This window comes from Pseudomonas sp. TKO26, assembly GCF_003225665.1.
Taxonomy (GTDB): Bacteria; Pseudomonadota; Gammaproteobacteria; order Pseudomonadales; family Pseudomonadaceae; genus Aquipseudomonas; species Aquipseudomonas saponiphila.
Map to the genome: position 1 here is coordinate 82,247 of NZ_QKLN01000015.1, position 12,858 is coordinate 95,104.

Genomic DNA, 12,858 nt, shown 5'->3' on the forward strand with positions numbered 1-12,858 from the left:
TGCTTTTACCAGGTGAGGACCGCGCCCACGGCGAAGGTGTCGGTGTTTTCGTTCTGGGCGCTGGTGTGGTGGCCGTCGATCTCGAACTGGTTGTACTCGGCCACCAGCTTGAGGTTGTCGTTGATGTCGTGGAACAGCGCCACGCCCCGGGTCTGGTAATCGGCGCCGCTGCCGACCACGCCGTTGCCGTCGTCCTTTGTCTTGCCGTAGGACAGCGCCAGGCGGTTCTTGCCCAGCTTGTACGAGCCCTGCAGCAGGTAGCCCTTGCTGTCGACGTTACGCAGGGTGGCTTCGCCGGCGTTGTTGGTGAAGAACGGATTGATGCCCTTGGCCTGGAACCCGGAACCGGTCAGCGACAGGCCGCCCATCTTGGCCTGCAGGCCATAGCCCAGGCCCTTGGAGGTTACCGACTGCACGTTGGGGTCGGTGTTGTCGGAGGTCTGGTAGCTGCCGTTGAGCCAGCTGTAGAACGTGGCCCCGCCCAGGTCGAACTGGTAGGTGATCTCGCTCTCGGTGCGCGGGTTCTTCTGGTAGGCCTTGCCTAGGGCGCTGCTGTCGTTGGTGTCCACCGGGTCGAGGATGCCCACCGCCACCCGCAGGCCGTCCATCAGCGGGCTGCGGTAGGTGATTTGCGACGACGGAAACGGATAGGGATAACCGCTGCCAATGTTGCCGAACGACACCCCGCCGCCGTCCACCAGCCCCAGGCTGTCGCTGACCTGACCGTACCCGGCGAGCATTTCATCGAGCAGGATGTTGGAACGGGCGAACAGGCCGAAGTCCTTGCCGATCAGCACCTCGCCCCACTCCGGGTTGGCCACGGTGCCGTAGAACTGGCGCACATCGATGGCGGTGTCGGTGCCGTTGGTCTCGCTGTCGTTGATGGTCACCCAGAACGAGGCCCGGGCGCCGAGCTTGAGGTCGTCCACCTGCTTGCCCATGTTGAAGCCCAGGTAGTTGGGCAGAAAGCCCATCTTGACCCGCGCCTGACGCCGGTCGTACTGCTCGCCGGCGCGGTCGACATTGCTGTTGACGTAGAAGGCGTTGATGTAGCCGTCGGTGGAAAAGGTGGTCTGGTCCTTGTCGTACAGCATGATCTCGGCTTCGGCGACAGTGCCCAGGCCAAGGGTCGACAGGCCGACGAGCAGGGCCGGAATCAGAGGGTACTGGCAGTTCTTATTGTTATGCATGGCGCGCTCCGCAAACGGGGGACGAAATGTCGGAGGCGATTATCGAAAGGGCCCCAGCGCACTGACAGGCTGCCTTGGAGGCAGATTGCCAGTGCTTTGGCGGGGCTGGCAGGGAGCGGCAAATCCGATCCACGACCGGCCCGCTACCCGGCCCACTACCAGGAGTAACACCAAGGGCTCATGGACCCGGGTGCCAAGGGATGAAGCCCTTGGTCGTCGGCCGTCTAGTCGTCACCCGTCTCATCATCACCCGCCAGGGCCCGCAGCCGCGCCAGCTCGGCGGCGGCCAGGGGAATGCCTTCCTGCAGGGATTTGGCTCGGGTGCGATAGCGCCGGTCCCCGGGCATGCGCTCCAGGCCCACGGCCTGCATCTGCCGCACCAGCTCGCCGCTGCGCTGGGCAAAACGCCCACCGCCCAGGTGGCTGGGGTCGATGACGATCAGCAGTTGCCCGGTCCAGGGCGTTTGCGCACCCGGGTGTTGCGACCAGTCGAACTCGAAGGAGAAGTTGCCGCCAGTCAGCGCCGCCGCCAGCAGCTCCACCATCATCGACAGCGCCGAGCCCTTGTGCCCGCCAAAGGGCAGCAAGGCGCCGCCGTCGAGAATCGCTGCCGGATCGCAGGTGGGCTGGCCATCGCGGTCCACCCCCATGCCCGGTGGCAACTGCTGGCCCTGGCGCTTGGCGATCTGCACATCGCCGTGGGCAATGGCGCTGGTGGCCAGGTCGAAAACGATTGGCTCGGCGCCCTCGCGGGGGGCGGCAAAGGCAATCGGGTTGGTGCCGAACAGCGGCCGCTGGGCGCCGTGGGGCACCACGCAGGTCATGCTGTTGACCAGGCTCAGGGCCACCAGGCCTTCTTCAGCGAAGGGCTCGACATCCGGCCAGAGGGCGGCGAAGTGATGGGAATTGCGAATCGCCAGCACCGCGATCCCGGCGCTGCGGGCCTTGCTCAGCAGCAGCGCGCGGGCCGCCGCCAGGGCCGGCTGGGCGAAGCCGCCGGCGGCGTCCACCACCACCACGCCGGGGGCCACATCCTCCACTTGCGGCACGGCCTGACCGTTCACCCAACCACTGGCCAGGGACGACAGGTAACCGGGTATGCGGAACACCCCGTGGCTGTGAGAGCCGTCGCGCTCGGCCCGGGCGCAGTTGTCGGCCAGCACCCGGGCCGTGGTGGCGCTGGTGCCGTGACGCAGGAAGATACGTTGCAGCAAGTCGGTCAAGGCAGGCAGGTCGAGGTACTCGACGGCGGCCGGCGCCAGGGTCGCTTCGGACATGGGTGGCTCCATTGGAATTGTTATTGGAAGGCGCCTGACTATCGCGTCACGCCAGTTAACTGTCAAATATTGACTTCATGACAGAAAACATTCATTTTCCGTTTCCAGCGGTCAATAAAAACAAGGAGCGGCCATGAGCCAGCCCATCAAACAACGCCTTGAAAGCAGCCTGTCCAGCGCCACCGCGTCGGGCCGGGCGATTGCCAGCTACATGCTGGCCAACCTCTACGAGCTGCCCTTCCAGACCGCCGCCGACATCGCCGAAAAACTCGGCGTCAGCGAATCCAGCGTCGGCCGCTTCTGCCGCGCCATCGGCTACAGCCATTTCAAGGATTTGAAAAACGACCTGAAGAACGACCTCGGCGAAGGCCCGTGGCTGGTGGGCGACCGCCTGCAGGAATTTCGCCAGCAGCCCAACCCGGCGGCCCAGGGCCTGCCGCGCAGCTTCGAGCTGGAAGTGGCGGCGCTGGTCAAGGTCTATGAATACAGCCTGACCCCGGCCTGGCAGACCGTGGTCCAGCGCCTGGCCAGCCGGCGCCGGGTGTACGTGGCGGGGTTCCAGACCGAGCGCGGTATCGCCGCCTCCATGGTCCACCTGCTGCAATACCTGCGCGACGGCGTGCACCTGGTGGACGGCGCCGCCGGGCATTTCGCCGACGTGCTGCTCAGCCCCGCCGAAGACTGCGCCCTGGTGGTGTTCGAGGCCCGGCGCTATTCGCGCCACGCCCTGACCCTGTGCCACAAGGCCCGCGAGGCCGGGATTCCGGTGACCCTGGTCACCGACACCTTCTGCGACTGGGCCGAGCAGAACGCCGACGAGGTGTTCCGCGTGCCCACCGAGTTCAACCTGTTCTGGGAATCCACCGCGGCCATGCTGTCGCTGGTGCACCTGCTGATCAACGAGGTGTGCAAGCACCTGGGGCCCGAGGTGGAAAAACGCCTGGAAGCCACGGCCGCCCTGCATAACGAATTTGTTGGCTACACATCGTCCACCCGCGCAAAACAATAAATAACCGAGGTGCTCCATGAACCACGTCGTCCGCTTCGCCAGTGCCTGCGCCCTGGTCTTCGCCGCCTCCGCGGCCCAGGCCGAAACCCTGAAGATCGCCACCGAAGGCGCCTACCCGCCCTTCAACTACGTGGACTCCAACAACCAGTTGCACGGCTTTGACGTGGACATCACCAACGCCCTGTGCGAACGCATGAAGGTCCAGTGCACCATCGTCGCCCAGGACTGGGAAGGCATCATCCCGGCGCTGCTGGCGAAGAAATACGACGCCGTGGTGGCCTCGATGATCGCCACCGACGAGCGCAAGAAAAAGATCGCCTTCAGTAACCACTACTACCGCACCCCGCTGTCGGTGGCGGTGGCCAAGGACTCGGACATCACCGACGCCCAGACCAACTTCAAGGGCCGCACCGTGGGCGCCCAGGCCTCCTCGACCCAGGCCATCTACGCCGAGGACCACTACGGCCCGGCCGGCGCCGACGTGAAGTTCTACCCGACCCTGGACGAAGCCAACAGCGACCTGGCCGCCGGCCGCGTGGACGGGGTGATCGCCGACAAGTTCCCGCTACTGGCCTGGGCCGAAAGCGCCGGCAAGGACTGCTGCAAGATCATCGGCGACGTCAACGGCACCACCGCCGACGCCTCGATCGCCGTGCGCAAGGAAGACAACGCCCTGCGCGAGCGCCTGAACCAGGCCCTGGACGAGATCGTCGCCGACGGCACCTACAAAAAGATCTCCAGCCGCTACTTCGCCTTCGACATCTACTGACCGCTCGCCTTTGCCGCAGCCCACGCCCCGCGTTCCCTTGAGCGCGGCGGCGCCCTGCACGGTTCAATCTTCCAGAGGGTTCGCGCATGTTCGAACAGCTGTCACTCCTGTCCTTCGCCAGCGGCGGCTGGGGCTCGGCCCTGCTCGCCGGGGCCCTGGTGACCATTGCCCTGGCGCTCGCCTGCGTGCCCATCGGCCTGCCCCTGGGCCTGCTGGTGGCCCTGGCCGCGCGCTCGAAAAACCGCTGGGCGCGGGCCTGGGCCACGACCTTTTCCACGGTGTTTCGCGGCCTGCCGGAGCTCTTGACCCTGCTGATCATCTATTACGGCTGCCAGATTGCCGCGCAGAAGATCCTCGGCGCCCTGGGCTACCCCGGTGAAGTGGCGATCAACACCTTCGTCGCCGCGATGATCGCCTTCAGCCTGGTGTTCGCCGCCTTCTCCAGCGAAATCTGGCTGGCCGCGTTCAAGACCTTGCCCAAGGGCCAATACGAAGCCGCCAGCGCCCTGAGCCTGTCGCGGCGCACCACCTTCAACCGGGTGCTGCTGCCGCAACTGACCCGCATCGCCCTGCCGGGCCTGTCCAACAACTGGCTGTCGCTGCTCAAGGACACCTCCCTGGTGTCGACCATTTCCCTGGTGGACCTGATGCGCCAGACCAACCTCGCGGTCAGCGTGACCAAGGAACCCATGCTGTTCTACAGCGTGGCGTGCCTGGGCTACCTGTTCTTCTCGGCGCTGTCGGGGCACCTGTTCGGCTTTCTTGAACGGCGCTTCAACCGTGCACAACGGAGCCTGCAACCATGAGCCTGGATGACCTGCTGAACCTGTTCCTCAACCAGGAGCTGCTGGAACGCTATGGCCCGCGCTTTATCGACGGCCTGCTGGTGACCGCCAAGCTGGTGGCGATTTCCTTCAGCCTGGGCGCCGTGCTCGGCCTGCTGATTGCCCTTGGGCGGCTGTCCAATAACCAGTTGCTGCGGCGCTTTACCGGGGCCTACGTGTACTTCTTTCGCGGCTCGCCGCTGCTGGCCCAGCTGTTCATGCTGTATTACGGCCTGGGCTCGTTCAAAGGCTTCTGGCAGGACGTGGGCCTGTGGTGGTTCTTTCGCGAGGCGTGGTTCTGCACCCTGCTGGCCTTCACCCTGAACACCGCCGCCTACCAGGCGGAGATCCTGCGTGGCAGCCTGCTGGCCGTGGCCCAAGGGCAGCGCGAAGCCTGCAAGGCCCTGAGCCTGTCGCGCTGGACCGCGTTTCGCAAAGTGATACTGCCGCAGTCGCTGCTGATCGCCATCGGGCCGCTGGGCAACGAGCTGATTTTGATGATCAAGGCCAGCGCTATCGCCTCCCTGGTGACCATTTACGACCTGATGGGGGTGACCAAACTGGCCTTCTCCCGCAGCTTCGATTTCCAGATCTACCTATGGGCCGCGGTGCTCTACCTGCTGATCGTCGAAGGTGTGCGGCGCAGCCTCAAATACCTGGAAGGCCGCCTGGGCCGGCACCTGAACTGAACCCTTGAGCGGGCCGCCGCGCGGCCCCTGTCATAAGGACTGAAACATGCATTGCCAAACCCTCGTTCTGGGCGCCGGAATCGTCGGCGTCAGCAGCGCCCTGCACCTGCAGGCCCGCGGCCGCCAGGTGGTCCTGCTGGACCGCCAGCCCCCCGGCAACGGCACCAGCCACGGCAACGCCGGACTGATCGAACGCGCCAGCGTGATCCCCTACGCCTTCCCCCGGGAAGTGACCAAGCTGGTGCGCTACGGCCTCAACCAGCAATCGGACGTGCGCTACAGCCTGCGCCACCTGCCCAAGGCCGGCCCCTGGCTGCTGCAATACTGGCGCCACTCCTCGGCCAAGGGCCTGGCCGCCGCGACCCGCGCCATGCTGCCGCTGATCGAACGCTGCGTGACCGAACACCTGGCCCTGGCCCGCCCGGCCAACATGCTGGAACTGATCGCCGACGGCGGCTGGCTCGAAGCCTTCAACGACCCACAGGCCTTCGAAACCGCGCAAAGCGCCGCCGCCGACCTGCGCGACTACCAGCTCAACTACCGGGTCCTGGACCGCGCCGCCCTGCTGGCCCTGGAACCCGGCCTGCACCAAGACGTAGTAGGCGGCCTGCACTGGCTCGACCCCAAGACCGTCAGCGACCCCGGCGGCCTGACCCGTGGCTATGCCGAACTGTTCAAGCAGCGCGGCGGCCAATTCGTCATCGGCGACGCCATGACCCTGACCCAGGTCGACGGCGGCTGGCAGGTACAGAGCGAACTCGGCCCCATTACCACCCAGGAAGTGGTGGTGGCCCTGGGCCCGCAAGCCAGCGGCATCTTCGAACCCCTGGGCTACCGCATTCCCCTGGCGATCAAGCGCGGCTACCACATGCACTACGCCGCCGTGCCCGGCACCCGCTTGCAGCACCCGATCCTCGACCCGGTGGGCGGCTACGTCCTGGCGCCGATGGTGGGTGGCATCCGCCTGACCACCGGCATCGAATTCGCCGACTGCGACGACCCCATCAACGAAATCCAACTACGCCGCTGCGAAGCCCTGGCCCGGCGCTTCTACCCCCTGGGCGAACGCCTCGACGCCGAACCCTGGCTGGGCCGCCGCCCGTGCCTGCCGGACATGTGCCCAGTAATCGGCCCGGCCCCGCGCCACCCCGGCCTGTGGTTCAACTTCGGCCACGCCCACCACGGCCTGACCCTGGGCCCGGTGAGCGGCCAACTCCTGGCGCAGCTGGTCACCGGTGAAACCCCGTTTACCGACCCCACCCCCTACCGTGCCGAGCGCTTCAACTGACCGACGGAGAACCGCCATGCTGACCCAGACCGCCCCGCTTTCCGCCGCCTCCCAAGCGCTCGCCCAGCCCATTGCCGACCCGCGTGAAGTGGTGATCGATATTGCCGGGCTGAACAAGTTCTACGGCGCCTTCCACGTCTTGCACGACATCGACCTCAAAGTGCGCCAGGGCGAACGCATCGTCCTCTGCGGGCCTTCCGGCTCAGGCAAATCCACCCTGATCCGCTGCATCAACCGCCTGGAGATTGCCGAAAAAGGCCGGATCCTGGTGGACCGCACCGACCTCTCGCAAAACACCCGCGAAGCGGCCCAGGTGCGTAGCCAGGTGGGCATGGTGTTTCAGCACTTCAACCTGTTTCCGCACATGAGCGTGCTGGACAACTGCACCCTGGCGCCGATCACCGTGCGCGGGTTATCGCGGAAAAAGGCTGAAGAACTGGCGCGGGGGTTTCTGGCCAAGGTGGGGATTGAGAATCAGGCGGATAAGTACCCGAGCCAGCTTTCCGGCGGGCAGCAACAGCGCGTGGCGATTGCTCGGGCGTTGTGTATGGAGCCGAAGATTATGTTGTTCGATGAACCGACTTCGGCGCTGGACCCGGAGATGGTGAGTGAGGTGTTGGATGTGATGGTGAAGCTGGCCGGGAGTGGGATGACGATGTTGTGCGTGACCCATGAGATGGGGTTTGCAAGGCAGGTGGCGGAGCGGGTGTTGTTTTTGGATGGGGGGCGGATTGTGGAGGATGCGCCGCCGGAGGCGTTTTTTGGGGCGCCGAAGAGTCCGAGGGCTAAGGCGTTTCTTGCGCAGATTGTGCATTGAGTGAAGGTAGCGCCATGGATTGTGCGCCCCTTATTCAGCATTAGGGAATATTCATCACTGTGGTAACAGCGACTTAGAGAGAGTCTCTATCAGCCCCAAAAAGGGTACTAATCCAAGGACCACTTACGCCAAGCCTACCGTTCTGGATACTAGTACGACTGACTAAAAAATGGGCTCAACGAATAGTAGTCATCAACAGATGATCTTTGACTGAGGTCGATTTCGCAACGAGGTGTCCTCATCGAAAATGCTGATGAGGCTCTTATATACTTGGCTGAGTGCAATTTTACCAAGCGCTACCCTATTCATATCCCCGTGTTGGATCAACACCCTTGCCTAAGACCAAAAAATATAATAGCTTAACGCCATCTTTTTATGATCGAGTAGCTGACATGTCAAAGAACGAGAAAAAAATCCTAACGAGATTTAATGACTCTCAAAGTGCATTAGTATTGCAGCAATCCGATCTGTCTCTACAATCCATTTCGGACATGGTTGATTCCGGAGCTATTGATGTAAGCCCTCGATATCAGCGCCGAGAACGCTGGGGATTGGAAAAAAACTCAGGGCTAATTGAGTCATTCCTATTAAACATACCAGTCCCGCCTATCTACTTGGCAGAAGATGAATATGGTGTGTACTCAGTCATTGATGGCAAGCAGCGAGTCACCGCGATTAATAAATTCCTGCGAGGGGAGTTCAACTTAAGTGGACTGGACAAATTTGTCGAGCTAGAAGGCAATGGATTCAAGGATCTCCCCGACTCGCTTTCTAACGCTCTAAAAATAAGGCCATACCTTAGAGTCGTTACACTTTTAAGGCAGTCCGACCCTGATTTAAAACATGAAGTTTTCTTGAGACTAAATAAGGCCGGAGTGGTACTTAACTCCCAAGAAATCAGAAACGTTGCATTTCGCGGAGAGTTAAACAATATGCTATTTGATATGTCCGAAAGGCCATATCTTAGACACCAACTAAAGGCAACGCCGCAATCAAAAGTATTTAGCGAAATGATTGACGTGCAATACGTGCTAAGGTTTTTCACCGTACGAGAGTACTGGCAAAACTTTCACGGCAATATGGATGTTGCAATGGACAGCTACATGCAGGACTTCCATAAAATATCTAAGAGACAGGTGAAGGCATTAAAAGAAATTTTTATAAATTCGTTAGATTTTTGTGAAGCCGTATGGGGGGAGGATAGTTTCAAAAAACCAGATGGTAACAGCCGTGTCCTCCAAGGTTATTATGATGTACAGATGGTATGCTCAAGCCTCTTGACTCCCGCAGAGCGAGCAAACGCGTTGAGCAAGCCAGATAAGGTACGCGAAGCGTTAGTATCACTGCTCAATAACGATGAAGAATTTTTAGAGTCCATTAGCCAATTCACATCAAACCCCAAAAGCGTTGAGTACCGTATTAATACCTTCTCTGAAGCTCTCAAGGCTCTATAAATGACTGCAAAGGATGAGTTACTTGGCAGGCTTGAGCATTTGAATGCCGCAAAGAATTTGCCCGAGCTAATAGACAGGGGCATTGTTCAGGACACCCATAACGGAGTCGCAAACTTATTGCGAAAAGGCTTGGGCATTGTCGCATTTAACATACTTGAAGACTTCATTAAAAAAAGATCTAGCGAGGCATTAAATAAAATATCCGCATCTCGCATAAGCTTTGCAAAACTCCCAATTAAATTGCAAGATGCCGCAATATTAGACGCACTTAGCTCTCTAGTATTTCGAGCAAAAATGGAAAAAAAGGACGGTGGCGACTGGCGCACGCTCATCCAGACTGAATCATTGAAGATACATTCGACGGCAAGACCAGTCTTTGAACTCTCCGACTTTTCCCTTGCATCTTCTGGCTCAAATGTTTCTGCTGATGAAGTTTCACAGATCCTTGTAGCTTTTGGACTGACTGGAGGATGGGGGGCATTGAAAACTATTTCTGATGCAATAGGTGGAGGATTACCTGATCTAGGACAAGCATATAAAAACGCCGCAAGCAGAAGGCACAGCTGCGCGCATGAAGCAAATTTTAATTACGATTATCTTTGGCTGGCATCAATCAAAAGCGAAATACTCACCATTGCAGCCTCCCTGGATATAATTTTAGAAGCCAGGTGCAGACAGGTTGATTCCGCTCTAAATATGAACATGCAGGATCACAACATCAATCACGCCTTAAATTACAGATTCCTACATAAAGCATCAAACTCATATAAGGAATCAAAAGCTTTAGGTGGCCACTCAATAAAAAACTGGAACAATCTACAAGACGCATTAATAAATTTACGACCAAAGCTGCGACCAAAAAGTGAGTTTCTAATTGTACTCGATGAAAGCCGGCGTATTAGTGACTGGTACGTCAGTTAGAAAACACCCTCCTTTCCAGAACAATGCATGGTTATTTTTAGGTGAGATTACCATCTACTCAGAATGGTTATTTTGATGAACTTCCATATCCATTGAAGGTGACAACAGCTGCTGATAGTAAAAGATCAGAAACAGCTAAGGTCACGACTATTTACGAGATGTATAACCATCGCTGACGCCACGACGCACTCACTCAAACAATTTCCGTCAATGCGTAGTTGCACCATTCAAAACTCGCCCCTATAGTTCGCCCTCGCGGCAAAATCCGCGAACGACCTTGGCCGGTCGAATTACAACGACGCATCAGCGTCCAAAACACCGTTGCAGACGCTTTTTTTGTGCCTGCGATTCTGTGTTATGGCGGCTGTGTGCGGGACACCTTCGGGTGTGCCGGTGTCGTTGTAACCGGTCGGCCAACCCTCGCACAGCTGCCACCCTCCATTTGCTTGGCCGCAAACGGTGGAAGCTCTACAACGAGTAACGACCATGGACGATCAATCGGTTTCCCGCTTCTCCCCCGTCGACACCCACGACGCCAACCAAGCCGTTTTCTACCTCGACACCCAAGCCTCTCTGAGCGATCTGGCCAGCAGTGCGGCCCATCGTTTCACCGTGGTGCGGGATCTGATGGACACGCTGTCCACACTTAACCTGAAAGACATTGCCGACTGCGACCTGACGCGGGTCACCCGAGGGGTGCATCTGCTTACCCGGGAGGGTTGCGCGGTGCTGGAGGTGATTCAGTGGCGAACAGCGCAAGAGAGCTGAAGGCCATTGAACTCAACCAGCGCGTAAAACGCGCTTGGCTTTGCCTCGGCCGTTGATCTTGCTTTGGCTTTTGATCTTGCTCTTGATCTACCTGCCCCCTCCAGAAGGCCGAACGCAGGCGTTGCGCAGGGGGCAGCTCGGCATGGATGCCGAGCTAGCCGCCATCAGGCCATGGATGGCCTGTGGCGGCGTGCCCCCGGAGCAATGCCGGAGTGAGGGAACGCCGAGCCTTGGCGAGGGGCCGGATGCGGGGGCGAGCGTTTTTGCTTACTTTTTTGGCGCTTGAAAAAAGTGAGTCGCTGTAAAAGCGAAACCGTCAGCGGCCGCACCCACAGCAACGGATATGTACCCCAAACGCCCAGGCACATCACTCATCCTGATTTCGCAGGCATGAGCTGGACAAAACCGAGAAGGTCAACGTGACCCTCCCGGGTTATGTGATCCAGCAGATCGACCACTTCGTCCTCGAGCACAACATCAAGAGCCGCTCGTCCTTCCTGACCGATGCCGCGCTGGAAAAGCTCGGGCGCTGAAAGCGGCTGCAGAGGGCAGGCTGAGCGGTGTGAGGGCGGTTGGGGCTGCTGCGCAACCCAGCGGGAGCAAGCTCCCTCGCCACAGAGAATGTGGCCGGCCAAATGGCTGCATCACCTGACTGCATTGAGACGGCCTGTTGCTACCCCAACGCCAGCTACGCACTACCGCTCTTTTGCACCCTCTACTCAACCGAAAATGACGAGAAGCAAAACGACAACTTATTATCTTCAAGATCAACCAACTGATAACGCATCCGGTCAAAACCCGAATCCAACTGACTCACGCTCATATGCATCAACTGAGTCAATCCACCGCCAATATCCCGGGACGAAAAATGACTGATATCAATAAACCTGATACGCACAACATCAGCCCCTGCTTCTTCAGAGACCGAAATCGATAGAGACAAATCATAAGCCCCTCCATCTTCGTTCAACTGAATCTCAATGGCGTGCAAGCAGTTGTGAGCCACAAGCAACTCATTCAACTGCGATACTTTACTCATCAACTACCCTCGCCCCTTTAACCTTGGGCCCATAGCCAGGACCCTATTTGCAGCTATGCGCGTACATATCGAAAGTCACTCCGCATCACCATTGAAGAGCTTTGCTTGACTAGGGAACGCGGACACTCGATCCAGAATCCGCTGCCGACATAACCGCGTTACGCACGGGTAAAGGGGCTTGCTCGGGATGTTGCTGCAAAAAATGCTTGATCGCTTGATCCTGGCGGTCCACCACGCACACGTTCACGCTAGGGCTAGGAACAGTGCATTCGCCAAGCGCGAGGACCCCGCAGTTCAATACCCCGTACACCGCAGCCGGTTGCGCGACGGCCGAGCAGCCGTAGACCATCTCGCCAAGGTAATTGAGCTGCCCTTGGGTGACGGTGAAACGCAGCGGTTTGGAGTAAGCCCCCATGGCCCCACGACGGTGACCCAGGCGGCTCACTTCATAGTCACCGGCAGGTAGCCATGCCGAGAAGTCATCCTTGGGCCCCCAGCCATAAGTCTTGCCGCTCTTGATATCGCGAAACTCAAGGTAGGTTCCGTAGGGGCCACCTTCCAGCAGCGCGCCGACCACTAGACCCGCGTTTTGTGCGTTGTAAACAGGCGAGTTCAACGCCATTTCAGCTGGCATTGACGAACAACCAGCCAGTAATCCAATCAGGCCAATTGCAAAGATGTTGCGCGAGCCAAACATTCCGCTACCTCGGTGAGAGACAAAGAAAAATCCCAGAAAAATTCAGGGACGTCAGGCGCGCTAGACGGCGGCGACTGCCTTCTTTAGCATGATGGCCTTTCGCCAACTCGTGCATC

The 12,858-nt window shown here is 59.2% G+C and carries 13 protein-coding genes and 1 pseudogene; 10 read left to right on the forward strand and 4 right to left on the reverse strand.

What is annotated here, in order from left to right:
* Nucleotides 1-5: 5 nt before the first annotated feature.
* Nucleotides 6-1,190, reverse strand: coding sequence for a porin (locus DNK59_RS20405; protein ID WP_110724367.1), 1,185 nt, complete (start codon nucleotides 1,188-1,190; stop codon nucleotides 6-8).
* A 224-nt stretch (nucleotides 1,191-1,414) separates the two neighbouring features.
* Nucleotides 1,415-2,467, reverse strand: a complete 1,053-nt coding sequence (locus tag DNK59_RS20410; RefSeq protein ID WP_110724368.1) for an Ldh family oxidoreductase — start codon at nucleotides 2,465-2,467, stop codon at nucleotides 1,415-1,417.
* Between the two features lie 133 nt (nucleotides 2,468-2,600).
* Here DNK59_RS20410 and DNK59_RS20415 point away from each other — a divergent pair, with 133 nt between their 5' ends.
* From DNK59_RS20415 to DNK59_RS20460, 10 genes and pseudogenes are all read left to right on the forward strand, one after another.
* A complete protein-coding gene (locus tag DNK59_RS20415) occupies nucleotides 2,601-3,476 on the forward strand; it encodes a MurR/RpiR family transcriptional regulator (RefSeq protein WP_110724369.1) in 876 nt (291 codons plus the stop codon).
* Nucleotides 3,477-3,492: 16 nt separating this feature from the next.
* On the forward strand, nucleotides 3,493-4,245 hold the full coding sequence (locus DNK59_RS20420; protein ID WP_110724370.1) for a transporter substrate-binding domain-containing protein: 753 nt from the start codon (nucleotides 3,493-3,495) through the stop codon (nucleotides 4,243-4,245).
* An 86-nt stretch (nucleotides 4,246-4,331) separates the two neighbouring features.
* Entirely contained in the window at nucleotides 4,332-5,051 is a 720-nt protein-coding gene (locus DNK59_RS20425) for an ABC transporter permease (RefSeq protein WP_092316082.1), read from the forward strand.
* Nucleotides 5,048-5,758, forward strand: a complete 711-nt coding sequence (locus DNK59_RS20430) for an ABC transporter permease (protein WP_110724371.1) — start codon at nucleotides 5,048-5,050, stop codon at nucleotides 5,756-5,758. The genes DNK59_RS20425 and DNK59_RS20430 overlap by 4 nt, the downstream gene beginning before the upstream one ends.
* Before the next feature lie 46 nt (nucleotides 5,759-5,804).
* Complete coding sequence (locus DNK59_RS20435) at nucleotides 5,805-7,046, forward strand: FAD-binding oxidoreductase (RefSeq protein ID WP_110724372.1); 1,242 nt, start codon at nucleotides 5,805-5,807, stop codon at nucleotides 7,044-7,046.
* 16 nt (nucleotides 7,047-7,062) lie between these two features.
* Nucleotides 7,063-7,863, forward strand: coding sequence for an amino acid ABC transporter ATP-binding protein (locus tag DNK59_RS20440; RefSeq protein WP_110724373.1), 801 nt, complete (start codon nucleotides 7,063-7,065; stop codon nucleotides 7,861-7,863).
* Nucleotides 7,864-8,195: 332 nt separating this feature from the next.
* Nucleotides 8,196-9,317 (forward strand): DUF262 domain-containing protein, encoded by a 1,122-nt coding sequence (locus DNK59_RS20445; protein ID WP_146249921.1) that lies wholly within the window; start codon nucleotides 8,196-8,198, stop codon nucleotides 9,315-9,317.
* Nucleotides 9,318-10,238, forward strand: coding sequence for a HEPN domain-containing protein (locus DNK59_RS31690; protein ID WP_146249922.1), 921 nt, complete (start codon nucleotides 9,318-9,320; stop codon nucleotides 10,236-10,238).
* A gap of 486 nt (nucleotides 10,239-10,724) precedes the next feature.
* Nucleotides 10,725-11,006, forward strand: a complete 282-nt coding sequence (locus DNK59_RS20450; RefSeq protein ID WP_110724375.1) for a hypothetical protein — start codon at nucleotides 10,725-10,727, stop codon at nucleotides 11,004-11,006.
* A 395-nt stretch (nucleotides 11,007-11,401) separates the two neighbouring features.
* Nucleotides 11,402-11,539: pseudogene (locus DNK59_RS20460) on the forward strand (type II toxin-antitoxin system HicB family antitoxin); the annotation flags it as partial.
* A 182-nt stretch (nucleotides 11,540-11,721) separates the two neighbouring features.
* Here DNK59_RS20460 and DNK59_RS20465 read toward each other — a convergent pair.
* The gene (locus DNK59_RS20465) at nucleotides 11,722-12,045 is read right to left on the reverse strand and encodes a hypothetical protein (RefSeq protein WP_256596497.1); all 324 of its coding nucleotides are present in this window, start codon (nucleotides 12,043-12,045) and stop codon (nucleotides 11,722-11,724) included.
* 109 nt (nucleotides 12,046-12,154) lie between these two features.
* Complete coding sequence (locus tag DNK59_RS20470; RefSeq protein ID WP_110724376.1) at nucleotides 12,155-12,742, reverse strand: hypothetical protein; 588 nt, start codon at nucleotides 12,740-12,742, stop codon at nucleotides 12,155-12,157.
* Between the last annotated feature and the right edge of the window lie 116 nt (nucleotides 12,743-12,858).